This is a genomic window from Mycolicibacterium chitae (genome assembly GCF_900637205.1).
GTDB lineage: Bacteria > Actinomycetota > Actinomycetes > Mycobacteriales > Mycobacteriaceae > Mycobacterium > Mycobacterium chitae.
The window spans coordinates 691,160-713,228 of the sequence record NZ_LR134355.1 but is presented as its reverse complement, the minus strand read 5'-3'; the positions used below and the strand labels follow the sequence as shown (position 1 = coordinate 713,228).

Sequence of the window (22,069 nt, the reverse complement as noted above, 5' to 3'; positions counted from 1 at the left end):
ACCCGAATATGCCCGTAAAGGACGAGACCGCCAGCGCACCGGGGACACCCCCGGTGTCGCTGGCGGCCTCCAGCCCCCGGTACGCGGAGAAGGCCATCAAGGCCGCCTTCGCCCTCTGCGCGGCGCTGTCGGTCGCCATCACCACCGCGATCGTCCTCGCCCTACTCTTCCCGACAATCGGTTTCTTCCAACACGTTTCGATCGTCGAGTTCTTCACCGGCACGTCCTGGCGGCCCGCCTTCGCGGACCCGTCGTTCGGCGTGCTGCCGATCGTCATCGGAACCCTGACCGTCGTCTTCTGGGCGCTGCTCGTGGGCATCCCACTGGGCCTGCTCGCGGCGATCTATCTGTCCGAATACGCGCCGCTGCGGGTCCGCCGGATCGTCAAGCCCATCCTCGAGGTGCTCGAAGGCATCCCGACGGTCGCGATCGGCATGTTCGGCCTGCTGTTCATGCGGCCGTTCCTCGAAGACCTCTTCCCGTTCCTGAAATGGCAGGCCTTCTCGGTCGGTGTCGCGGGAATCATGGTCGGCATCATGATCATCCCGCTGATCACCTCGGTGTCGGATGACGCGATGCGCTCGGTGCCCAACGGTCTGCGCGAGGGCGCCTACGGCCTGGGCGCCAACAAGATGCAGGTGTCGCTGCGGGTGGTCTTCCCGGGTGCGATCTCGGGCGTCATCGCGGCCATCGTGCTGGCCACCTCGCGCGCCATCGGCGAGACCATGGTGGTGCTGATCGTGGCCGGCCAGACGCCGCGCTTCGGCTTCACCTTCACCGGTTCGGTGCAGACCATGACGGCGTTCATCGGCTCGACCGCCACCGGCGACATCGCCACCGGCACCATCGTCTACGAATCGATCTTCGCCGTCGGCGCGCTGCTGTTCGTCATGACGCTGTGCATGAACATGTTCGCAATCCGCATGGTGCGGCGCTTCCGGGAGGTCTACGACTAAATGCCTGCTGAAAAGCTCCGGACCGAGCGGGCCAGGCTGGCCACCGCCGGCGCCCGCGCCGTCGTCGAGAGTTCGCTGAAGAGCAAGTCCCCGATCGGCAAGGTCACCAATCAGCTGTTCCTCGCGGTGATGCTGCTGGCGATCGCGGTCGCCGTGACCGCGCTGGTCGGCATGATCCTGTGGGCCCTGATCAAGGGCTGGCCGCGGCTGGACCTGAACCTGTTCACCAACGCCCCGTCGACGATCAACCGGGACACGGCCGGCTTCCGGCCCGCGATCCTGGGCACCATCTACCTGATCGCCGGCGTTATCCTCCTGATCGTGCCCATCGGCGTCGCCTCGGCGGTCTACCTCGAGGAGTACGCGGACAAGACCAAGTGGTACAACCGCTTCATCGAGCTGAACATCCAGAACCTGGCCGGCGTGCCGTCGATCGTCTTCGGCATCCTCGGCATGGCCTTCATCGTGCGCGGCCCGCTGAGCATGGGCTTCGTGGCCGCCGCCGGGTCGATCACGCTGGCGATGCTGGTGCTGCCCACGGTCATCATCACCGCCCGCGAGGCCATCCGGGCCGTGCCGTCGTCCATCCGCGACGCGTCGCTGGGTCTGGGCGCCACCGAATGGCAGACCATCAGCAAACAGGTCCTGCCGATCGCCATCCCCGGCATCCTCACCGGCGTCATCCTGGCCGTGGCCCGCGCCATCGGCGAGGCCGCCCCACTGCTGCTGGTCGGGGCGACCACGTTCATCACCTTCAACCCCAGCTTCTTCGAGGGTGGTTACACCGCGATGCCGGTGTTGATTTACAACTACATCCAGCGGCCTCAGGAAGAGTTCCATATTCTTGCGGCAGCAGGCGTGATCGTGATGTTGGCAGTGCTGCTGGCAATGAACTCGTTTGCGATCTGGCTGCGCAATCACTACGAGCGGAAGTTCTGATATGACCCAGGGACCAATCGCGCCCGCGAGCGGAAGCAAGCAGATGACCGATAGCACCCAGGCCGACGCTCGCGAAGCCGGAGCCATTCCGCTGGACAAGCCGTCGGCCCGCGAGAACCGCGGTGGCGGTGGCCGACTGGTGTTCACCGTCAAGGACATGGACGTCTGGTACGGCTCGCACAACGCGGTCCGCAACGTCAACCTCGAGATCGTCGAGAACGACATCACCGCGCTGATCGGGCCGTCCGGCTGCGGCAAGAGCACCGTGCTGCGCTGCTTCAACCGGATGAACGACCTCGTGCCCTCGGCCCGGGTCGACGGCGACGTGCGCTACCACGGCATCGATCTGTACGGCAAGGAAGTCGATCCCATCGAGGTCCGGCGCCGGATCGGCATGGTGTTCCAGAAGCCCAACCCGTTCCCCAAGTCGATCTACGACAACATCGCCTACGGCCCCCGGGTCAACGGCATGAAGGGCAACATGGACGACATCGTCGAGGAGGCGCTGACCGCCGCGGCGCTGTGGGACGAGGTCAAGGACAAGCTGAAGGACAGCGCGCTGGCCATGTCGGGCGGTCAGCAGCAGCGGCTGTGCATCGCGCGCACCATCGCCACGCGTCCCGAGGTGATCCTGATGGACGAGCCGTGCTCGGCGCTCGACCCCATCGCCACCTCGAAGATCGAGGAACTGATGCGCGAGATCGCCTCGCAGTACACGATCTTGATCGTCACCCACAACATGCAGCAGGCCGCTCGCGTGTCCGACAAGACCGCGTTCTTCACCGCCGAGGTGGACGACAAGGGTGTCCGGCACGGTCTGCTGGTCGAGTACGACGACACCGAGAAGATCTTCTCCAACCCGTCGGACCGACGCACCGAGGATTACATCTCCGGTCGCTTCGGCTGACCCGCGCCGCCGAAGCAGCCCGCCCCGGTCGCCGGGGCGGGCTGCTTTGTTTCGGGCGTTACTGTCAGATCTCAGCCGTAGGCGGTGTCCACGCTGAACACCTCGAAGCCCAACCGCTCGTAGGTCTTCACCGCGGCGGTGTTGTCGGCCTCGGTGTAGAGCAGCACGGTCGAATCGGCACCGAGGCGCGCCGCGAGGTGGTGCAGCCCGACCAGCGTGAGCACGCCCCCCAGACCCCGCCCCTGGGCGGCCGGGTCCACCCCGACCACGTAGACCTCGCCGAGGCCGGGTCCGTGCACCTTGGTCCAGTGAAATCCGAGCAGGCGGTCAGTAGCGTCGTCGAACGCGAGGAACAGGCCCTCGGGGTCGAACCAGGTCTCCGCGCGGCGCTCGGCGATCTCGGCCTCGGTCCAGCCGCCCTGCTCGGGATGCCAGTGGAAGGCCGCGTTGTTGACCCGCAGATACTCGGCGTCGTCGGCGGGACCGGAATAGGTCCGCAGCCGCACCCCGTCGGCCGCGCGCACCGGCGGCAGGTCGCGCAGCGGTCGGCGCATCTGCAGCAGTTCGCGCACCACCGACAGTCCCAGCGCGCGCGCCGTGGCGCGGGCCGGCTCGAGGTTGCCGTGCGCCCAGATCCGGGCGCCGTCGCCGCCCTCGGTCAGGCCCAGTCGCGCCATCGCCGAGCCCAGCCCGCGCAGGCGCGCCTCCGGATGCACGACGAGTTCGGCCATCGCCGGCGCGTCCTCGGTGGCCGCGGCGAGGTTGAGATAACCGAGGACCCGCTCACCGTCGACGGCCAACAGGTGTCGGGTCCGGTCGGCGCCCAACTCGCGCAGCACCTGATCGCCCACCGGGGCTACGCCGTCGACGGTCTCGGCCGCCTCGATCAACTCCCGGATCTGCTGCTGGAGGGCACCGGAAAGGCCGGTCTGCCAATCGATTTGGGTCACTGCATATCCGCCAACGAATCGGGTACCACCAGGGGGCCGGCGAGGTCGTCCTCCTCGTCGCCGACCTCGTCGGGACCGGGCGACGCGTTGCGGCCCCGGGCGGGGCGCACCGCCTTGTAGCCGACGTTGCGGACGGTGCCGATCAGCGACTCGTGTTCGGCGCCGAGCTTGGCCCGCAGCCGCCGGACGTGCACATCGACCGTGCGGGTGCCGCCGAAGAAGTCATAACCCCAGACCTCCTGCAGTAGCTGGGCGCGGGTGAACACCCGGCCGGCGTGCTGCGCCAGGTACTTGAGCAACTCGAACTCCTTGTAGGTCAGGTCCAGCGGCCGACCGCGCAACCGCGCCGTGTAGGTCCCCTCGTCGATGACCAGTTCGCCGAGGCTGACCTTGCCGGCGCTCTCCTGCAGCGCCGCCCCGCCGCGACGGCTGACCACCAGGCGCAGCCGCGCGTCGATCTCGGCCGGGCCGGTACCCGGCAGCAGTATCTCGTCGATCCCCCATTCGAGGTTTACCGCAACCAGTCCGCCCTCGTTGACCACGGCGACCACCGGAACCGCGGTGCCGGTGCTGCCCAGCAGACGACACAGGCCGCGGGCGGCGACCAGATCGGTGCGCGCGTCGACGATCGCGACGTCGGCCGAACCCGCCTCCAGCAGGGAGGACACCTCGGTGGGGGCCGCGCGTACCTGGTGAGCCAGCAGCGACAGCGCGGGCAGGACGGATTCCGGACGTGGGTCGACGGTGAGAAGCAGCAGATCCACTAGGTCCTCCAGTCACCGGGGGATCACTCCCCAGATTCATGGCCGACACATCGTCGTTACCGACCGAATTGGTCTAACGATAGCCTGCCACCTGCTGATCCTCCGGGTTGCGCAACAATGACCGCGTGCGGAAACTGCTGACCGGAATCGGTGCGACCGTGCTGACCGTCCTGTTGGCGGCCGTCGGCGTCGACTTCGGGGCGGCCATCACGGCCGAGTATCGGCTGTCGCGCGCGGTCCGCAGCGCCGCCCACCTCAGCTGGGATCCGTCGGTGGCGATCCTCGGTTTCCCGTTCATCCCCCAGGCCATGCGGCACCACTACGACGAGATCGAGATCAAGGCCACCGACGTCGCCCATCCGCATGTCGAGCGGGCGGCCCTGGAGGCCACCATGCACTCCATCGGGATCGCCGAGACGTCGTGGCTGATCCGACCGGACGCGAAGTTGCCCATCGGGAAGCTGGAGAGCCGGATCATCATCGACTCGGCGCATCTGGGCCGGTTCATGGACCTCAAGGACCTGATGGTCGAGGCGCCGACGGTCGAGACCAACGACGCCACCGGCGGCACCACCGAATCGGGCATCTCCGGCAGCCAGGGGTTGGTCTTCACCGCGACGCCCACCGCCTCCGACTTTCCCGAGAAGGTCAGCGTCGCCGTCGACCTCTCCCTCGTCGGCCCCGACCGCACCACCCTGGTGTTCACCCCCACCGGCGTGCTGACCGGGCCCGGGACCGCCGATCAGGAGGTGCCCGACGACAAGCTGGCCGCCGTGCTCGACGAGTTCCGCGCCACCCTGCCCGATCAGCGGTTGCCGTTCGGGGTGGCGCCCACCAGCCAGGGCGCCCGCGGCTCCGACGTCATCATCGAGGGCATCACCGAGGACGTCACCATCACGCTGGCGGAGTTCACCCAGCGATGAGCGCCTCCACTGGCCTGATCATCGTCGTCATCATCGCCGTGCTGGGCCTCGGTGTCCTGGTGGGTCGGCTGCTGACGCTGCGATCGGGGAGGGTGCGCGCGGCCACCGAGGCCGCCGACGTCGACACCAGCGGGCTGGGCCTGTCGACCACCGGACCGACGATGCTGCACTTCACCGCGGCCTGGTGCGGGCCGTGCGTAGCGGTGCGGCGGGTCATCGAGACGGTGTGCGCCGACCTGCCCCAGGTGGCGCACGTCGAGATCGACCTGGACGCCAATCCGGATGCGGCGCGGCGCCTCTCGGTGCTCTCGCTGCCGACCACGATCATCTTCGACGCCGACGGCCACCCCCGCTACCGGACCACCGGTGTCCCCACCGCCGGTGACCTGCGGTCGGCGCTGGAACCACTATTGGCCTGAGTGCGGAGTCATTGGGTAAGCTGTCGGGCGTGCCAGCCCGCCTCGAGCCGATGCTCACCAAGCGCCGCGCAGTGGATCTGTGCCGCCTTGCGGGTTGTTGCTGTTGTTGTAGCCGCTGATCAGCCGCGCGTTCGTACGCGTCGCGCCGGCGAGCAGCCTGGCGCTTGCTGACCCCAGCCCATCCGTACATCAACAGGAGCATGTTTATGTCAATCCCGGTGCCGAAGCCGACTACCAGCGACGGCCTCGTCGACGCTCGGGGTCCGCGCGCGACCGTCCCGTCCGTCCGTCCATCCCCCTGAACCAACCCGATCCACCTTCGAAAGGACCACTTCATGGCCCGTTCCGACGTCCTGGTCACCACCGACTGGGCTGAGCAGAACCTCGACGCACCGAACACGGTGTTCGTCGAGGTCGACGAGGACACCAGCGCCTACGACACCGGTCACATCGCCGGCGCCGTGCGGCTGGACTGGAAGGACGACCTGCAGGATCCGATCCGTCGCGACTTCGTCGATGCGGCCGGGTTCTCCAAGCTGCTCTCCGAGCGCGGCATCGGCAACGACGACACCGTGATCCTCTACGGCGGCAACAACAACTGGTTCGCCGCCTACGCCTACTGGTACTTCAAGCTCTACGGCCACGAGAACGTCAAGCTGCTCGATGGCGGCCGCAAGAAGTGGGAACTGGACGGCCGGCCGCTGGTGACCGACAAGGTCGAGCGCCCGCAGACCAGCTACACCGCCAAGGACCCGGACCTGTCCATCCGCGCGTTCCGGGACGAGGTCATCGCCGCGATCGGCACCAAGAACCTGGTCGACGTCCGCTCGCCCGACGAGTTCTCCGGCAAGATCCTGGCTCCCGCGCACCTGCCGCAGGAGCAGAGCCAGCGCCCCGGGCACGTGCCGGGCGCCATCAACGTTCCCTGGAGCAAGGCCGCCAACGAAGACGGCACCTTCAAGTCCGACGAGGAACTGGCCAAGCTCTACGCCGACGCCGGTCTCGACGGCGAGAAGGAGATCATCGCCTACTGCCGGATCGGGGAGCGTTCCTCGCACACCTGGTTCGTGCTGCAGGAACTCCTCGGACACAACAACGTCAAGAACTATGACGGCAGTTGGTGCGAATACGGCTCCCTGGTGGGGGCCCCGATTGAATTGGGAAGTTGATATGTGCTCAGCGCCTACCCAGGGCCAGGCCCTGCCCGCGAACGTTGACGTCGAGAAGGAGACCGTGATCACCGGCCGCGTGGTCGACGGCTCCGGCCAGCCGGTCGGCGGCGCCTTCGTGCGCCTGCTCGACTCCTCCGACGAGTTCACCGCCGAGGTGGTGGCGTCGGCGACCGGTGACTTCCGGTTCTTCGCCGCGCCGGGCTCGTGGCGGCTGCGCGCACTGTCGAAGGTCGGCAACGGCGACGCCGTGGTGGCCCCGACCGGCGCCGGTGTCCACGAGGTCGCCGTCAAGGTCGCCTGACCCGATCCGGCCCTCCGCTTTCCGCGAGCGTGCGTGGTATGAGGCGACACGCCTCAAAAAGTGAGATTTCCCGCACGCTCGCGGGGGGCACCCGGGGCAAATCGGCTCCTACGACGAACTAGACTCATGCCCGTGGTGTTGTTCTTCGAACTCATGCTCGTCGCGGCCGTCGTGGTCATCACGTGGTTCGCGATCTACACGCTGTACCGTCTGATCACCGACGAGTCCTGACCCGCCGATGACCGGCGGTAACGACGTGCCCGGCGTGGACCCCGGCTCGGGTGACCGCGCGGTGGCTGCCGCCGCCGACCGGGCTCAGGAGACGGCAGCGCGCAACGTACCGACGTTTGACGACCTTCCGCTACCCGCCGACACGGCAAACCTGCGCGAAGGCGCCGGCCTCGACGACGCGCTGCTGGCCCTGTTGCCGCTCGTCGGCGTCTGGCGCGGTGAAGGCGAGGGCCGCGACGCCGACGGCGACTACCGCTTCGGTCAGCAGATCATCGTCTCCCACGACGGCGGCGACTACCTCAACTGGGAAGCCCGCTCCTGGCGGCTGGACGACGCCGGCGAATACGCCGCGACCTCCCTGCGCGAGACCGGGTTCTGGCGCTTCGTCAACGACCCGAACGACCCCAGCGAATCGCAGGCCATCGAACTGCTGCTGGCCCACTCCACCGGCTATGTCGAACTGCTCTACGGCCGCCCGCTGAACCAGGCCTCCTGGGAGTTGGCCACCGACGCGTTGGCCCGCAGCCAGTCCGGTGTGCTCGTCGGCGGCGCGAAACGCCTCTACGGCATCATCGAGGGCGGCGATCTGGCCTATGTTGAGGAGCGGGTCGACGCCGACGGCGGCCTGGTCCCGCACCTGTCGGCCCGCCTGTCGCGCTTCATCGGATAGTCAACCAGCACCGTCTAGCTCGGGGAGATCTCTATGCGTCTGCGCCATGTCCAAGCGTTCAGCGTCGCGGGTCTGGTGGGCCTGGCGGCCCTCGTCGGCTGCGGATCGGAGTCCTCGGATCCCGCGGAGACCACCGGCGAGGAAACCGCGGTGACCACGACCGTCGAGCACGGATCGTTCGCGAACTGCCTGAGCGAGCATGGCGTCGACGAGTCGGCGGCCTCCCCCGTCGGCCCGCCCGCCGACGTCGACCAGGAAACCTGGGACAAGGCCATGGAGGCGTGCAGCACCCTGGCCCCCGGACCGGCCGGCGAGTAGTCAGCTCAGCGTCCGCGGACGCGTCCCATCGGACAGCCAGCGCCGCTCGAGCTCGTCGAGCACCCCGTCGTCGCGCAGCGCCTCGACGGCTTGCGAGACGCACCCGGTGAGCCGACTGTCCTTGTCCAGCACCATGCCCAGCTGCTCGACGGGCTCCCCCGACGTGGGCAACTGCCCCACGATGAGGCTGTCGGCCAGCTCGGCCTGGATGGTGATTGCGGTGGGCAGGTCGAGCACCAGCGCGTCGATCTGACCTTCGGCCAGCGCGCGCTTGGCCTCGACGTTGGTGTTGTACACCGCCACCGGCTCGAGGGCGCCGACCGAGCGTGCCGCCCCCGAACTCGTGGTGCCCACCTGTGCACCGATCCGCAGCGGGCGCAGGTCGTCCTGGCTGGTGGCCGCCGCGGCCGGCGAACCACGCAGGGCCACCACGGCCTGCGTCACGTCGTAATAGGGCGCGGAGAAGTCGACGATCTCGCGGCGTTGATCGGTGATGGAGAACTGGGACAGGTCGGCGTCGAAGGGCTTGGCCCCCGGCGCCATCGCGGTGTTGAACGGGATCCGCACCCACCGCACCTGCTCGGGCCCGTAGCCGAGCCGCTCGGCGACGGCATAGGCGACCGCCGATTCGAAACCCTCCCCGTTGGCGGGGTTGTCGCCGATGTACCACGGCGGATAGGCGGGCTGGTCGGTGCCGAAGGTGAAGATCTCCGGATACAGCGTGGCCAGGTCCTGATGCTCGCACGACGGCGCCGCCTGCGGTTGCCCGCTGGGGATCGCGCAACCCGACAGGGTCGCGAGGGCCATCCCGACGGCCACACCGAGGACGGACTGCGTGGCTGCCCACCGATGACCCATGGCGGCATCATCGCGCATCCGCACGGTCGGTGTCATCCGAGCCCGAACATGGGGCGGCCCCCGAGCCATGGGTCCACAGTCGGACGAACTGGGGGCTCGGGGGCCGGGTGGCTGCTGGAATTCGCCCGCGCGTCGCAGGTGATTCCTCGCCTGGCGCTGCTAGCGGACAGCCACCTCACATGTCCATAAGTCACTCAATTTGTCGGACCACCTCCTTCCCTGTGTACGGCCGACCGTACTTGAGGACCGCGCGCCCGACAAGGCATTTTTGCGCCGTCAGCGGTCGTTGACGACCGCGGCGTCGACCAGCCGCCCGAATTCGGCGGCGATCGCGCCCGCCGCCGGCAGCCGGCGCCCGTCCAGGGTGTGCACCCGGGCCCCCAACGTGATCGCCGAGACCAGCCAGATACCTTGCGCCGCAGCCAGATCGGCGGGCCGCAGCGGTTGGATATCGCAGTCGTAGCCGGCGTCGCGGGCCACGTCGAACAGCGCCTGCTGGGTGGTGCCGCGCAGGATCGGGTACCACGGCGGCGGCGTCAGCAGCGTGGTCCGGCCGTCGACCTCGGCGGCGATGACGACGGTCGAGCGTGGACCCTCCAACAGGTATCCGTCGGTGCTGACGAAGATGACGTCGTCGGCGCCCAGTCGCGCCGCGTGCCGCAGCGCGGCCATGTTCACCGCGTAGGACAGCGTCTTGGCGCCGGCCAACAGCCAGGGCATGGCGTCGGTCCCGTGGGCGGGCAGGCCCCGCTCCAGGGTCACCACGCCGATGCCGTCGCGGCGCGCGGCGGCGATCCGGTCGGGCAGCGCGCCGACGGTGACGTAGGCGGTGGGCGACGCGCCGTGCTCGCGGCCCCGGCTGTAGACCAGCCGCAGCGCGCCCTCGGCCGGGGACTGCGCGGCCCATTCGGCGGCGGCCTTCTCGATGCCGGCCCGCCAGGCGCTCAGATCCGGGGCGGGCAGGTCCAGCAGTCTGGCCGAATGCGCGAGCCGGGCCAGGTGCGCCTCGGTCAGACAGGCCCGCCCGTCGCGCACCAACAGGGTCTCGAACACGCCGTCGCCGCGCACCGCGGCCAGATCGTCGGCGTGCAACAACGGCGCGCCGGGATCGCGGATCTCGCCGTCGAGGGTGACTACCACCGCCATGGCGGCCAAGCCTATCCCCGTCGTCCGTAGAGTTGACGTGTGACAGCCGTTCCCGTTCCCGCCCCCGAAACCGACCCCGACGCCGGCGCGATCTGGCACTACGGCGACCCGCTCGGCGAGCAGCGCGCCGCGGCCACCGAGGCCGTCGTCGTGGACCGCTCCCACCGCGGCGTCCTGCAGCTGACCGGCCTGGAGCGCCAGAGCTGGCTGCACACCATCTGCACCCAGCACGTCGCCGAGCTGCCCGACGGGCAGAGCACCGAGAACTCGAGCCTGGACGGGCAGGGCCGGGTGGAGGACCACTGGCTGCAGACCGAACTCGGCGGGGTGACCTACCTCGACACCGAGCCGTGGCGCGCCGAACCGCTGCTGGCCTACCTCACCAAGATGGTGTTCTGGTCGAAGGTGGAGCCCGCCGCTGCCGACCTGGCCGTGCTGTCGCTGATCGGCCCGCGCCTCGACGATGCGGGGCTGCGGGAGGCGCTGGGCGTGACCGAACTCCCGCCGACGATGACGGCCGTGGCGCTGCCCGACGGCGGGTTCCTGCGTCGGCTGCCCAGCACCGACGGCGGCCCCGTCGAGCTGGATCTGCTGGTGCCCCGCGCCGACAAGGCGGACTGGCTGACGCGGCTGGAGCGCGCGGGCGCCCGGCGCGCCGGGGTGTGGACCTACGAGGCGCACCGCGTCGCGGCGGTGCGGGCCCGGCTGGGCGTGGACACCGACGAGCGCACCATCCCGCACGAGATCGGCTGGATCGGCGACGCCGGCCTCGGGGCCGTCCACCTCGACAAGGGCTGCTACCGCGGCCAGGAGACCGTGGCGCGGGTGCACAACCTGGGCCGGCCACCCCGCATGCTGGCGCTGCTGCACCTCGACGGGTCGACCGACCGGCCCGCCACCGGGGACCCGCTGACGGCCGGCGGCCGCGCGGTCGGCCGGCTCGGCACGGTCGTGGATCACGTCGACGAGGGGGTGATCGCGCTGGCGCTGCTCAAGCGCGGCCTGCCCGCCGACACCGAGCTCAGCACCGGCGGCGAGGTGGCGGCCACCGCCAGTATCGACGCGGATTCGCTGCCCCCGGCCGACACCGCCGGCGCGGGGAAGCTCGCCGTGGAACGGCTCCGCGGCCGCCCCAGATGAGGTGTGACGCCCGCGGCTACCGGGCCTACCAGCACTCCGCGGCGGGGCACGGTAAGCTGGTCGCAGGAAAATAATTCACACTCAGATCGGAGCCGCCTGCAATTGGGCCGCTCCGTTATTGCGCGAGGGGGTTCCCCCATGGGCCGAGGCCGGGCTAAGGCAAAGCAGACCAAGGTTGCTCGAGAGTTGAAGTACAACACTCCGCAAACCGACTTCGAGCGTCTTCAGCGGGAGCTGGGAGGGTCGTCCGACAGTGATCGCGACGACGACCTCGCCGACGATCGCTGGAGCGATGAGGACAGCTGGCGGCGCTGAGGCGCCGCCCCCTCCACGCCGCTAGAATCTCGGGTGCCGCCCCACCAACTTCGCACGCTGGGCATCTTTCTTGCCCTTCTGCACGGTGCCTAGGACCCAGCAGTTCAGATGGCGGGCGGTCAGGATCGCCAGCGCCCGGTCGGTATCCTCCGGCGCGACCACGGCGACCATCCCGACGCCCATGTTGAACGTCTTCTCCATTTCGGCCCGCTCGATGCGTCCGCGCTGGGCGATCATGCCGAAAACCGGTGCGGGCGTCCATGTCCCCCGGTCGAGTTCGGCGACCAACCCGGGCGGCATGACACGTTCCAGGTTGCCCGCCAAGCCTCCACCGGTGACGTGGCAGAAGGTGCGTACCTGGGTCTCGGCGGCCAGCGCCAGGCAGTCCTTGGCGTAGATCCGGGTCGGCTCGAGCAGTTCCTCACCGAGCGTGCGACCGAACTCCTCGACGTGTCCGGCCAGGTTCATCCGGTCGATCTCCAGCAGCACCTTGCGGGCCAGCGAATACCCGTTGGAGTGCAGCCCCGAGGAGCCCATCGCGATGATGACGTCGCCGGGCCGGACCCGGTCCGGGCCCAGCACGTCGTCGGCCTCCACCACACCGACGCCGGTCGCGGAGATGTCGTAGTGGTCCGGGGCCATCAGGCCGGGGTGCTCGGCGGTCTCGCCGCCCAGCAGGGCGCAGCCGGCCTGCACGCAGCCCTCGGCGATGCCGGCGACGATGGCCTGCACCCGCTCGGGCACGGTGCGCCCCACCGCGATGTAGTCCTGCAGGAACAACGGCTCCGCACCGCACACCACGAGGTCGTCGACGACCATGGCGACCAGGTCCAGGCCCACGGTGTCGTGCTTGTCCATCGCCTGCGCGACGGCCAGCTTGGTGCCCACGCCGTCGGTGGAGGAGGCCAGCAGCGGCTCCCGGTAGTCACCTCGCAGCGCGAACAGCCCCGCGAAGCCGCCGATGCCGCCGCGCACCTCGGGGCGGGTGGCCCGGGCCGCGAGCGGCTTGAACAGTTCTACGGCGCGGTCGCCGGCCTCGATGTCGACCCCGGCCGACGCATACGAGATGACATCAGATTCAACGGGGTCTTGAGCACGCTCGATCATCGGTGCTCAATCTACCGGGCGGGTCTCCCGCCCGTCCTCCGGCTACTCGGTCAGGGCCGCCGCAGCGCCGACGCGTTGTCGTTGTCGGCCTGCACGGCGCCGACGGCGGGGCCGCCGGTGCGCGCCGCATTGGCCAGCATGTGCTCGATGACGTTCTTGCCCAGCGCGGACTCGCTGGGCAGTTCGATGGGGTAAACCCCGTCGAAGCACGCGCAGCACAGCCGGGAGGCGGGCTGCTCGGTGGCGCTGATCATGCCGTCCAGCGAGATGTAGCCCAGGGTGTCGGCGCCGACGGCGTGCCGGACCGCGTCGAGCATCTCGTCCTGGGTGCCGTCGACGTTGGCCGCGTTGGCGATCAGCTCGGCCGGCGACGCGAAGTCGATGCCGTAGAAGCACGGCCATTTCACCGGCGGCGACGCGATCCGCACGTGCACCTCCACGGCGCCGGCCTCGCGCAGCATCCGGATCAGCGCCCGCTGGGTGTTGCCGCGGACGATCGAGTCGTCGACGACGATCAGGCGCTTGCCGCGGATCATCTCCCGCAGCGGGTTGAGCTTGAGCCGGATGCCGAGCTGACGGATGGTCTGGGACGGCTGGATGAAGGTGCGGCCCACGTAGGCGTTCTTCATCAGGCCCTGCCCGAACGGGATGCCGGACTCCTGGGCGTACCCGACGGCGGCCGGGGTGCCGGATTCCGGGACGCCGATGACCAGGTCGGCATCGATGGGCATCTCGCGGGCCAGCTGGCGGCCGATGTCCACCCGCGCCGAATGCACCGAACGGCCGACCAGGGTGCTGTCCGGGCGGGCCAGGTAGACGTACTCGAAGACACAACCCTTGGGGGTGGGGTTGGCGAACCGCGAGGACCGCACGCCGTCGGCGTCGATGGCCAGCAGCTCACCGGGTTCGATGTCGCGGACGAACGACGCGCCCACGATGTCCAGGGCCGCGGTCTCCGACGCCACCACCCAGCCGCGGTCCAGGCGGCCCAACGCCAGGGGCCGCACGCCGTAGGGGTCGCGGGCGGCGTAGAGGGTGTTCTCGTCCATGAAAGTCAGGCAGAACGCGCCGCGCACCGCCGGCAGCAGCTCCAGGGCGGCCTGCTCCAGGCTGGAGTCGGCGGCGCCGTGCGCCAGCAGCGCGCCGAGGATGTCGGAGTCGGTGGTGGCCGCCGGTGCCCCGCGCATGTCGATCAGCCCGGCGTCGCGGGCGCGCGCGGCCAGCTCGGTGGTGTTCACCAGGTTGCCGTTGTGTCCCAGCGCGACGCCGGTGCCGGCGGTGGTGTTGCGGAAGACCGGCTGGGCGTTCTCCCAGGTGGTCGAGCCGGTCGTGGAGTAGCGGCAGTGCCCGACGGCAACGTGGCCCTGCATGGCGGCCAGCGTCTGCTCGTCGAAGACCTGGCTCACCAGCCCCAGGTCCTTGAAGACCAGTACCTGGGAGCCGTCGGCGACGGCGATGCCGGCAGCTTCCTGTCCGCGGTGCTGCAGCGCGTACAGGCCGTAGTAGGTGAGCTTGGCGACTTCCTCGCCGGGGGCCCACACTCCGAATACGCCGCACTCTTCGCGGGGGGCATTCTCGAGTTCGATCGGTTCGTTGGTCACGTTGCGGGCTGCTCCCTGAGGCGGGGTGGGTGACGTGGTTCAGTCTACGGCCACCTGACGGCCAGTAAAGCCATCGGCAACCGATTCTTTGCAGGCCAGGCAGTTTACGGTGGGCAATGTCACAATCCCGGCCGGGCCCGGTCGCCCAACACTGGCACCGGACGGGTGACCTCCCCTGACTTTTCTCGAGCCCGAAACCCCCTGTGCTCCAGCAGTTTTGCGCATCCAGCCGAGATATTGCCTTGCGTCGGGGCGCCGGGGGCGGCATTGTTGCGCCCGCGCTGTCGCAACGGGGGTTGACGGAGGTACGAGTGCACACGGCCCAGTCCGACCCGGCGAGCCCGCCAGCAAACGCCGAGGATGCCCCGGTCCCGCCCTGGCGCCCGGCCACCCGGGTCGCCTTCCGGTTCTGCTTCGTCTACTTCGGCCTGTTCTGCCTGCTGTTCGCGCAGATCACCTTCGCCTTCGCGGGGATCCTCGCCACGCTGCTGCCCGACCGCGCGGTGCTGTGGCAGCTGGTGCTGCTCGACCCGGCGCTGAGCTGGGTCGGCCGCACGGTCTTCGGGGTCGACGCGCAGCTGCGCCCCGATTCCGGCAGCGGGGATCAGGCCGTGATCTGGGTGCTGGTGTTCTGCCTGCTGGTGGTGGCGGTGCTCGCGACGGCGGTGTGGTCGGTGGCCGACCGGCGCCGGGTCGGATACCCCCGGCTGCACGCCTGGTTCCTGGTGTTCGTCCGGCTGTGCCTCGGCGGACAGATGCTGTTCTACGGGATGGCCAAGCTGATCCCCACCCAGATGCCCGCGCCGGCGCCCAGCGCGCTGCTGCAGCCCTACGGCGAGTTCAGCCCGGCCTCGGTGCTGTGGCTGCAGGTCGGCAGCTCGTACCCGTACGAGATGTTGCTCGGCGGCGTGGAGGTCCTCGGCGGGCTGCTGCTGTTCCTGCCGCGCACCGCGACGCTCGGCGCCCTGCTCAGCGCGGCGAGCATGGCCCAGGTGTTCCTGTTGAACATGACGTTCGACGTCCCGGTGAAGATCCTGTCCTTCCACCTGCTGGCGTTGAGTCTGGTCCTGCTGGCACCGCAACTGCAGCGGCTGGCCAACCTGTTGGTGCTGCAGCGCCCGGCCGCACCGGCGACCCAGCCGCCGTTGTTCGCCTCGGCGCGCGCCAACCGGATCGCCGTGGCGGTGCAGGTGCTCGTCGGCATCTGGATATTGGTCGGGACCACGTCGATCAGCTGGGACGCGTGGCGCAGCTACGGCGGCGGCAGCGCCAAACCCGAGCTGTACGGCATCTGGACGGTGTCGGAATACGTCCGCGACGGTGCCGTGGTGCCACCGTTGACGACCGACGACACCCGCTGGCAGCGGCTGGTGTTCGACGCCCCCGAGGTCGCCGCGGTGCAGAAGATGGACGGCACGCTGCAACCGGTCCAGGCCGCCGTCGACGTCGCGGACCGGACGTTGCGGCTCGACGGGGACCCGTCGGGCACGTTCACCTTCACCCGCGCGGGCGACGAGCTACAACTGGTCGGCACCGTCGCCGATCAACCGGTCACCATGACCTTGCAGCGCACCGACCCGGACGGTTTGCCCCTGTTCAACCGGGGCTTCCACTGGGTTCAGGAGTATCCGTACTTCCGCTGACCACCGGCAGCCACTGGGCGATCTCGCCGGCGCGCGGACCGGAGAGCGACAGCCCGCCCTCGGCGACGGCCTCGTCGACCTGCACCAGCCCGGTCGCCAGCCGCAGCCAGGTCCGCGGGTCGGTCTCCACCACATTCGGTGGGGTCCCGCGGGTGTGCCGCGGACCCGCGATGCATTGCACCGCGACGAACGGCGGGACCCGCACCTCCACCGACGCGCCCGGGGCCAGCGCCGCCAGGGTCCGCGCGGTAAGCCGGACGGCGTCGGCGAGTTCGGCGCGTGCCGGCGCGGCCGCGGCGGTCTCGTCGCGCAGCCAGGCGGCCACCGCGGCGACCGCGGCCCGGGTCTTTGTCGGATCAGCTTTGCTACGGGCGGCCATACCCTAGGTTCTCAGACCATGGCCGGCGCACTGCGGACCTCGACGCGGCGGACGCTCGGCGCCGGGTTGGCGGCGCTGGTGCTGCTGGTGGCCGCCCTCGGGTACGGCCAGTTCCGCGGGGCGTTCACCGCGACGACGCGCCTGACGCTCGACGCCGACCGCTCAGGTCTGGTGCTGGAACCCGGCGCGAAGGTGACGTTCAACGGGGTGCGGATCGGCCGGGTGGTCGCCGTGGACACGGTACCGGCCGGCGGGGCGACCGCCGCCCGCCTGGCGGTGGACGTCGCACCGCGCTACGCCGCGATGCTGCCGGCCGACGTCGTCGCCGACATCACCGCCACCACCGTCTTCGGCAACAAGTACGTTTCGCTGACCTCTCCGGAAAACCCGTCGGCGCAACGCCTTTCACCCGACGATCCGATCCGGGTGCGGTCGGTCAGCACCGAGTTCAACACGCTGTTCGAGTCCATCCTGGCCATCGCGGAGCGGGTGGACCCGGTGCGGCTGAACGCGACGCTGTCGGCGGTCGCCGAGGGCCTGACCGGGCTGGGTGCACGGTTCGGCGCCGCCCTGGCCGACGGCAACGCCATTCTCGACGAGGTCAACCCGCGGCTGCCCCGATTGCGATACGCCACGGCCCGATTGGCCGACCTGACCGAGGTCTACACCGCGGCCGCGCCGGATCTCCTGGACGCCCTGGCCGGCGCCGCCACGACGGCCACCACCCTGAACCGGCAGCGTGACGCGCTGAGCGCCGCCCTGCTGGGCGCGGTGGGCTTCGGCCGGACGGCCACCGAGACCTTCGAGCCCGCCGGGCCGTACCTGGTGGCCGCCGCCCGGGACCTGTTGCCGACGGCGCGCGTGTTCGACGAGCACAGCCCGTCGCTGTTCTGCACGCTGCGCAACTACGCGCAGGTCGCGCCGCGGGTGGCCGGCGCGTTGGGCGCCAACGGCTATTCGCTGAACAGCTTCAGCGGCGGCGGGGTAACGGGCGCCGAGCCGCCGTACATCTATCCGGACAACCTGCCGCGGGTCAACGCCAAGGGCGGTCCGGGTGGTCGGCCCGGCTGTTGGCAGTCGATCACCCGCGAACTGTGGCCGGCGCCGACGTTGGTGATGGACACCGGCGCGAGCATCGCGCCCTACAACCACCTCGAACTCGGCAGCCCGTTGCTCGTCGACCACGTGTGGGGCCGGCAGGTGGGCGAGTACACCATCAATCCCTGAGGCGGTTTCGCTCAGCTGACCCAGGAGTACTCGGGTCCGTCGGCGCCGACGGTCCGCTCCAGCGCCCGGCGGATGCGCTCGGTGTCCGCGGCGGTCCAGTCCGGCGGCGGCGCGACGGCGACCCAGCCGTCGAGGATGACGTTGTCGTAGTTGTGCCCGTGGCCGGCGGGCATGTCCGCCGCGTTGAGCATGTCGGCACCCACCTGCGAGAACGTGACGAACGGGTACCACTGCATGGCGGCGGTGCGGTCCTGACCGGGCGGCTCGACCAGCCAGTCCGGCCGGGAGAACAGCAGCTTCGGCGACCACCAGACGATCGGGTCGGAGGCGTGCTGCAGGAACAGCACGCGGGTGTCGTCCCACGGTTCGGCGGTGTCGCGGGCGACCTCCGCGGGGTCGCCGGCCTGGGAGAACCGGACCGTGCGCCCGTTGTCGTAGCGCGGCGCGACCTCGGTGGTGCGGGGGTCGCGCCGCTCGATCAGGGCCCGCCACAGCGGGCTGGCCTGCGGCGGCCCCACCCACAGCACCGAATCGAAGCCCATCAGCGCGATGTCCGGCAGGTAGCCGAAGGCGCTCTGCCCCGCCATCGAACCCAGGCTCTCGCCGTAGAGCATCAGCTTGGGCCGCTGCTGCTCCGGCAGTTCGGCCCAGCGGTCGTGCACGGCATCGATGAGCATCTGGCCCGAGCGCATCGACTTCTGCTGATCGCCGAGGAAGGAGATCCAACTGGGCAGATACGAGTACTGCAGCGCCACGATGGCGGTGTCGCCGTTGTACATCAGCTCCACCGCCCGCGCCGCGACCGGGTTGACCCAGCCGGTCCCGGTGGTCGGGACGATCACCAGGACCTCGCGGTCGAAGGCGTTGGTGCGGTGCAACTCGCTGAGCAGCACCGCCAGCCGCGCCTCGTCGGTGTCGGCGGTCTGCAACCCGGAGTACACCCGGATGGGTTCCCTGGCCGGGGTGCCGTTGATCCGGGTCAGCTCGGCGGCGTCCGGCCCGGCGGCCACGAAGTTGCGGCCCTGATAGCCCAGCGAGTCCCAGGACGCGAAAGAGTCCGGGCTGCCCGACCTTTCGGACTCGAGCGGCTGCTCGACGCCGTCGCGGGTGGCGGTGTTCTGCGGCTGGAACACCCGGCTCGCGCCCGCGAGGAAGCCGCGCAGCAGCACACCGTTGATCAGCGCGATGACCAGGATCACCACCACCGCGGTGCCGATGAACTGGGCCACCTCGCTGTTGAGCCGCCAGCGTCGGATCAACAGCCGCGCAACCAGTTTGGTGAGGTCCAGCAGCACGCGGAAGACGGCGATCAGGGCCATCGCCACCGCGGCGGCGACCACCAGCGTGCGGGTGTAGCCGGCCGTCCCGGGACCGGCAATGCCCATCAGCTCGGACACCTGGCGTTGCCAGCGGGTGGCCGGCACCACCATCAGCACCGACGCCGTGATCGCGGTGCCCACCGTCGCGACCTTCAGCGCGGCCTGGGTGCGCACCGACGGCGGCCACCAGCTGCGGTTGCGTAACACGAAGCGGCGGAAACCCTTACCGATGAGCACCCCGATGCCGTACCCCAGCGCCGCGTTCATGCCACCGATCAGCCCGGCGAACTGCCAGCTGCGCGGCAGCAGCGATGGCGTCAGCGACAGGCAGAAGAACAGCGCGCCGAACGCGATGCCGGCGAAGTCGAGTCGAAGCAGCCCCCACGCCCATACCACCAGCGAGTGGGGTCCGCTGCGCTCGACGGGCCGGGTCATTACGCCGGCATCATCCGAACAGCTTCGGGAGTACGCCCTCCCACGTCGCTCTGAGCTCGTCGAGCGAGACGGTGAACTGACCCTGCACCTCGACCGCGGCCTCCGCACCGGGTGCCCCGGTGTCGACGACGCCGATCCGCTCCGCGGGCAGCCCCCGGGCCTCGCACATCGCGCGGAACCGGCTCTCCTCGGTGCGGGGCACCGCGACCAGCGCGCGCCCGGCCGACTCGGAGAACAGCAGGACAAAGGCGTCGGCATCCTCAGGAAGCAGGATGCGGCAACCGGTTTCGCCGGCCAGCGCGGACTCCACCACCGCCTGGATCAGCCCGCCCTCGCTCAAGTCGTGGGCCGCCGACACCAGCCCGTCGCGGGAGGCGGCGGCCAGCACCTCGGCCAGCAACTGCTCGCGGGCCAGGTCGACGCGCGGCGGCACGCCGCCGAGATGATCGGCGGTGACCTGCGCCCAGATGGAGCCGTCGAACTCGTCGCGGGTGTCGCCGAGCAGGAACAGGGTCTCCCCCGGCTCGGTGCCCAGGCCGGTCGGGATGCGGCGGGTGACGTCGTCGATGACCCCGAGCACGCCCACCACCGGGGTCGGGAGGATCGGCGTGGCACCGGTCTGGTTGTAGAAGCTGACATTGCCGCCGGTGACCGGAATACCCAGGGCCGCACAGCCATCGGCGAGGCCGCGGACCGCCTGGGAGAACTGCCACATGACGCCGGGGTCCTCCGGCGAGCCGAAGTTCAGGCAGTTGGTGACCGCGACGGGCGTGGCGCCGGTGACCGCGACGTTGCGGTAGGCCTCGGCCAGCGCGAGCTGGGCCCCGGTGTACGGGTCCAGCTGGGTGTAGCGGCCCGAGGCGTCGGTGGAGATCGCGATGCCGCGCCCGGTCTGCTCGTCGATGCGCAGCACCCCGCCGTCGGCGTGCTCGGCCAGCACGGTGTTGCCGCGGACGTACCGGTCGTACTGCTCGGTGATGAACGCCCGACTGCACAGGTGCGGGCTGCCCAGCAGCGCAAGCAGAGTCGCGCGCAGTTCCGCGCCGGTCTGCGGCCGCGGCAGGCTCTTGGAGCTGTCGGCGATCAGCGCGTCCTGGCTCTCGGGCCGCTGCACCGGACGCTCGTAGACCGGGCCCTCGTGGGCCACGGTGCGCGGCGGCACGTCCACCACGGTCTCCCCGTGCCAGGTGATGTGCAGCCGGTCGCCGTCGGTCACCTCACCGATGACGGTCGCCAGCACCTCCCACTTGCGGCAGACCGCCAGGAACGCCTCGACGTTCTCGGGCGCGACGACGGCGCACATGCGTTCCTGCGATTCGCTGGACAGCACCTCGGCCGGGGTCATGTTGGCCGCGCGCAGCGGCACCTGCTCCAGCTCGATGGCCATGCCGCCGTCGCCGGCGGAGGCCAATTCCGAAGTGGCGCAGGACAGTCCGGCACCACCCAGGTCCTGGATGCCGACCACCAGGCCGGCGGCGTAGAGCTCCAGGCAGCACTCGATGAGCACCTTCTCCATGAACGGGTCGCCCACCTGCACCGCGGGCAGTTTCTTTCGCCCCGAACCGGATTCGTCACCCGCGAAGGTCTCCGAGGCCAGCACCGAGACGCCGCCGATGCCGTCGAGCCCGGTGCGCGCGCCGAACAGGATGATCTTGTTGCCGGTGCCCGAGGCGAAGGCCAGGTGCAGGTCCTCCTTGCGGAGCACTCCGACGCACAGCGCGTTGACCAGCGGGTTGCCGGCGTAGGAGGCGTCAAAGACGGTCTCGCCGCCGATGTTGGGCAGGCCCAGCGAGTTGCCGTAGCCGCCGATGCCGCGGACCACGCCGTCGACCACGCGGCGGGTGTCGGGGGCGTCGGCCGCGCCGAAGCGCAGCTGGTCCATTACCGCGACCGGGCGCGCGCCCATGGCCATGATGTCGCGGACGATGCCGCCGACGCCGGTGGCCGCGCCCTGGTAGGGCTCCACGTAGGACGGGTGGTTGTGCGATTCGACCTTGAACGTCACGGCCCAGCCGTCACCGATGTCGACCACGCCGGCGTTCTCGCCGATGCCCGCAAGCATCCCGGCGCGCATTTCCTCGGTGGTGGTCTCCCCGAAGTAGCGCAGGTGCACCTTGGAGGACTTGTAGGAGCAGTGCTCGCTCCACATCACCGAGTACATCGCCAGCTCGGCGTCGGTGGGGCGGCGGCCGAGGATCTCCCGGATCCGCGCGTACTCGTCGTCCTTGAGCCCTAGCTCGCGAAACGGCTGCGGTTGATCGGGGGTGGCCGCGGCCAGCTCGACGGTGTCGACGGCGGGCGTTTCAGGACTGAGACCGGACTTCACGGCCACAGTCTAGTAAGCCCGCG

23 protein-coding genes are annotated in these 22,069 nt (G+C 70.0%); 14 read left to right on the top strand and 9 right to left on the bottom strand.

The window, feature by feature from the left end; translation table 11 throughout:
* Nucleotides 1-8 precede the first annotated feature (8 nt).
* The 3 genes from pstC to pstB all read left to right on the top strand — a co-directional run bounded on the left by pstC (nt 9) and on the right by pstB (nt 2,802).
* A complete protein-coding gene (gene pstC, locus EL338_RS03345) occupies nt 9-956 on the top strand; it encodes a phosphate ABC transporter permease subunit PstC (protein ID WP_126332438.1) in 948 nt (315 codons plus the stop codon).
* The gene (gene pstA, locus EL338_RS03340) at nt 957-1,895 is read left to right on the top strand and encodes a phosphate ABC transporter permease PstA (protein WP_126332437.1); all 939 of its coding nucleotides are present in this window, start codon (nt 957-959) and stop codon (nt 1,893-1,895) included. It abuts the gene before it with no gap.
* A gap of 157 nt (nt 1,896-2,052) precedes the next feature.
* Nucleotides 2,053-2,802, top strand: coding sequence for a phosphate ABC transporter ATP-binding protein PstB (pstB, locus tag EL338_RS03335; protein ID WP_235666471.1), 750 nt, complete (start codon nt 2,053-2,055; stop codon nt 2,800-2,802).
* Nucleotides 2,803-2,873: 71 nt separating this feature from the next.
* On the opposite strand, the gene mshD is transcribed toward pstB, so the two are convergent.
* Nucleotides 2,874-3,752: a mycothiol synthase gene (mshD, locus tag EL338_RS03330; protein ID WP_126332435.1), complete on the bottom strand. Its 879-nt coding sequence runs from the start codon at nt 3,750-3,752 to the stop codon at nt 2,874-2,876.
* Entirely contained in the window at nt 3,749-4,516 is a 768-nt protein-coding gene (locus tag EL338_RS03325) for a winged helix-turn-helix transcriptional regulator (RefSeq protein WP_126332434.1), read from the bottom strand. Before EL338_RS03325 ends, mshD begins: the two co-directional genes overlap by 4 nt.
* A gap of 107 nt (nt 4,517-4,623) precedes the next feature.
* Between EL338_RS03325 and lmeA the strand changes: the two genes are divergently transcribed.
* The 7 genes from lmeA to EL338_RS03290 all read left to right on the top strand — a co-directional run bounded on the left by lmeA (nt 4,624) and on the right by EL338_RS03290 (nt 8,550).
* Nucleotides 4,624-5,439: a mannan chain length control protein LmeA gene (gene lmeA / locus EL338_RS03320; RefSeq protein ID WP_126332433.1), complete on the top strand. Its 816-nt coding sequence runs from the start codon at nt 4,624-4,626 to the stop codon at nt 5,437-5,439.
* On the top strand, nt 5,436-5,858 hold the full coding sequence (locus tag EL338_RS03315) for a thioredoxin family protein (protein ID WP_126332432.1): 423 nt from the start codon (nt 5,436-5,438) through the stop codon (nt 5,856-5,858). The genes lmeA and EL338_RS03315 overlap by 4 nt, the downstream gene beginning before the upstream one ends.
* A gap of 50 nt (nt 5,859-5,908) precedes the next feature.
* On the top strand, nt 5,909-5,977 hold the full coding sequence (locus tag EL338_RS26880; protein WP_353961683.1) for an Ms5788A family Cys-rich leader peptide: 69 nt from the start codon (nt 5,909-5,911) through the stop codon (nt 5,975-5,977).
* Between the two features lie 216 nt (nt 5,978-6,193).
* Complete coding sequence (locus EL338_RS03310; RefSeq protein WP_126332431.1) at nt 6,194-7,027, top strand: sulfurtransferase; 834 nt, start codon at nt 6,194-6,196, stop codon at nt 7,025-7,027.
* Between the two features lies 1 nt (nt 7,028).
* Nucleotides 7,029-7,331 (top strand): DUF1416 domain-containing protein, encoded by a 303-nt coding sequence (locus EL338_RS03305; RefSeq protein WP_126332430.1) that lies wholly within the window; start codon nt 7,029-7,031, stop codon nt 7,329-7,331.
* A 238-nt stretch (nt 7,332-7,569) separates the two neighbouring features.
* A complete protein-coding gene (locus tag EL338_RS03295) occupies nt 7,570-8,232 on the top strand; it encodes a heme-binding beta-barrel domain-containing protein (protein WP_126332428.1) in 663 nt (220 codons plus the stop codon).
* Nucleotides 8,233-8,265: 33 nt separating this feature from the next.
* Nucleotides 8,266-8,550 carry a hypothetical protein gene (locus EL338_RS03290; RefSeq protein ID WP_126332427.1) on the top strand — a complete coding sequence of 95 codons (285 nt, stop codon included), beginning with the start codon at nt 8,266-8,268 and terminating at the stop codon, nt 8,548-8,550.
* Here the strand turns inward: EL338_RS03290 and EL338_RS03285 are convergent, their stop codons facing one another.
* Entirely contained in the window at nt 8,551-9,444 is an 894-nt protein-coding gene (locus EL338_RS03285; RefSeq protein ID WP_235666358.1) for an ABC transporter substrate-binding protein, read from the bottom strand.
* A gap of 240 nt (nt 9,445-9,684) precedes the next feature.
* Nucleotides 9,685-10,548, bottom strand: a complete 864-nt coding sequence (locus tag EL338_RS03280; RefSeq protein WP_235666470.1) for an aminodeoxychorismate lyase — start codon at nt 10,546-10,548, stop codon at nt 9,685-9,687.
* A gap of 45 nt (nt 10,549-10,593) precedes the next feature.
* Between EL338_RS03280 and ygfZ the strand changes: the two genes are divergently transcribed.
* Together ygfZ and EL338_RS03270 are read left to right on the top strand one after the other, a co-directional pair.
* Nucleotides 10,594-11,694, top strand: coding sequence for a CAF17-like 4Fe-4S cluster assembly/insertion protein YgfZ (gene ygfZ / locus EL338_RS03275; protein ID WP_126332425.1), 1,101 nt, complete (start codon nt 10,594-10,596; stop codon nt 11,692-11,694).
* 138 nt (nt 11,695-11,832) lie between these two features.
* Nucleotides 11,833-12,009, top strand: coding sequence for a DUF3073 domain-containing protein (locus EL338_RS03270; protein ID WP_126332424.1), 177 nt, complete (start codon nt 11,833-11,835; stop codon nt 12,007-12,009).
* 21 nt (nt 12,010-12,030) lie between these two features.
* On the opposite strand, the gene purM is transcribed toward EL338_RS03270, so the two are convergent.
* Nucleotides 12,031-13,116 carry a phosphoribosylformylglycinamidine cyclo-ligase gene (purM, locus tag EL338_RS03265; RefSeq protein ID WP_126332423.1) on the bottom strand — a complete coding sequence of 362 codons (1,086 nt, stop codon included), beginning with the start codon at nt 13,114-13,116 and terminating at the stop codon, nt 12,031-12,033.
* 50 nt (nt 13,117-13,166) lie between these two features.
* Nucleotides 13,167-14,717, bottom strand: a complete 1,551-nt coding sequence (gene purF / locus EL338_RS03260; RefSeq protein WP_126332422.1) for an amidophosphoribosyltransferase — start codon at nt 14,715-14,717, stop codon at nt 13,167-13,169.
* A 311-nt stretch (nt 14,718-15,028) separates the two neighbouring features.
* Between purF and EL338_RS03255 the strand changes: the two genes are divergently transcribed.
* Nucleotides 15,029-16,360 carry a DoxX family protein gene (locus tag EL338_RS03255; RefSeq protein WP_235666357.1) on the top strand — a complete coding sequence of 444 codons (1,332 nt, stop codon included), beginning with the start codon at nt 15,029-15,031 and terminating at the stop codon, nt 16,358-16,360.
* Here EL338_RS03255 and EL338_RS03250 read toward each other — a convergent pair.
* A complete protein-coding gene (locus EL338_RS03250; protein ID WP_126332421.1) occupies nt 16,314-16,739 on the bottom strand; it encodes a sterol carrier family protein in 426 nt (141 codons plus the stop codon). The genes EL338_RS03255 and EL338_RS03250 overlap by 47 nt on opposite strands.
* An 18-nt stretch (nt 16,740-16,757) precedes the next feature.
* Here EL338_RS03250 and EL338_RS03245 point away from each other — a divergent pair, with 18 nt between their 5' ends.
* Nucleotides 16,758-17,966 carry an MCE family protein gene (locus tag EL338_RS03245; RefSeq protein ID WP_126332420.1) on the top strand — a complete coding sequence of 403 codons (1,209 nt, stop codon included), beginning with the start codon at nt 16,758-16,760 and terminating at the stop codon, nt 17,964-17,966.
* An 11-nt stretch (nt 17,967-17,977) separates the two neighbouring features.
* Here the strand turns inward: EL338_RS03245 and EL338_RS03240 are convergent, their stop codons facing one another.
* Nucleotides 17,978-19,720 (bottom strand): alpha/beta hydrolase, encoded by a 1,743-nt coding sequence (locus tag EL338_RS03240; protein ID WP_126332419.1) that lies wholly within the window; start codon nt 19,718-19,720, stop codon nt 17,978-17,980.
* A 10-nt stretch (nt 19,721-19,730) separates the two neighbouring features.
* The gene (purL, locus tag EL338_RS03235) at nt 19,731-22,046 is read right to left on the bottom strand and encodes a phosphoribosylformylglycinamidine synthase subunit PurL (RefSeq protein WP_126332418.1); all 2,316 of its coding nucleotides are present in this window, start codon (nt 22,044-22,046) and stop codon (nt 19,731-19,733) included.
* Nucleotides 22,047-22,069 lie beyond the last annotated feature (23 nt).

What these genes read in the sequence shown, in the direction of transcription:
- EL338_RS03310 (WP_126332431.1), top strand. Translation starts at nt 6,194, where the DNA reads ATGGCCCGTTCCGACGTCCTGGTCACCACCGACTGGGCTGAGCAGAAC.
- purM (WP_126332423.1), bottom strand. Translation starts at nt 13,116, where the DNA reads ATGATCGAGCGTGCTCAAGACCCCGTTGAATCTGATGTCATCTCGTAT.
- EL338_RS03245 (WP_126332420.1), top strand. Translation starts at nt 16,758, where the DNA reads ATGGCCGGCGCACTGCGGACCTCGACGCGGCGGACGCTCGGCGCCGGG.
- EL338_RS03240 (WP_126332419.1), bottom strand. Translation starts at nt 19,720, where the DNA reads ATGACCCGGCCCGTCGAGCGCAGCGGACCCCACTCGCTGGTGGTATGG.
- EL338_RS03290 (WP_126332427.1), top strand. Translation starts at nt 8,266, where the DNA reads ATGCGTCTGCGCCATGTCCAAGCGTTCAGCGTCGCGGGTCTGGTGGGC.
- pstC (WP_126332438.1), top strand. Translation starts at nt 9, where the DNA reads ATGCCCGTAAAGGACGAGACCGCCAGCGCACCGGGGACACCCCCGGTG.
- EL338_RS03285 (WP_235666358.1), bottom strand. Translation starts at nt 9,444, where the DNA reads ATGACACCGACCGTGCGGATGCGCGATGATGCCGCCATGGGTCATCGG.
- pstA (WP_126332437.1), top strand. Translation starts at nt 957, where the DNA reads ATGCCTGCTGAAAAGCTCCGGACCGAGCGGGCCAGGCTGGCCACCGCC.
- EL338_RS03305 (WP_126332430.1), top strand. Translation starts at nt 7,029, where the DNA reads ATGTGCTCAGCGCCTACCCAGGGCCAGGCCCTGCCCGCGAACGTTGAC.
- EL338_RS03250 (WP_126332421.1), bottom strand. Translation starts at nt 16,739, where the DNA reads ATGGCCGCCCGTAGCAAAGCTGATCCGACAAAGACCCGGGCCGCGGTC.
- pstB (WP_235666471.1), top strand. Translation starts at nt 2,053, where the DNA reads ATGGACGTCTGGTACGGCTCGCACAACGCGGTCCGCAACGTCAACCTC.
- EL338_RS03315 (WP_126332432.1), top strand. Translation starts at nt 5,436, where the DNA reads ATGAGCGCCTCCACTGGCCTGATCATCGTCGTCATCATCGCCGTGCTG.
- EL338_RS03270 (WP_126332424.1), top strand. Translation starts at nt 11,833, where the DNA reads ATGGGCCGAGGCCGGGCTAAGGCAAAGCAGACCAAGGTTGCTCGAGAG.
- EL338_RS03295 (WP_126332428.1), top strand. Translation starts at nt 7,570, where the DNA reads ATGACCGGCGGTAACGACGTGCCCGGCGTGGACCCCGGCTCGGGTGAC.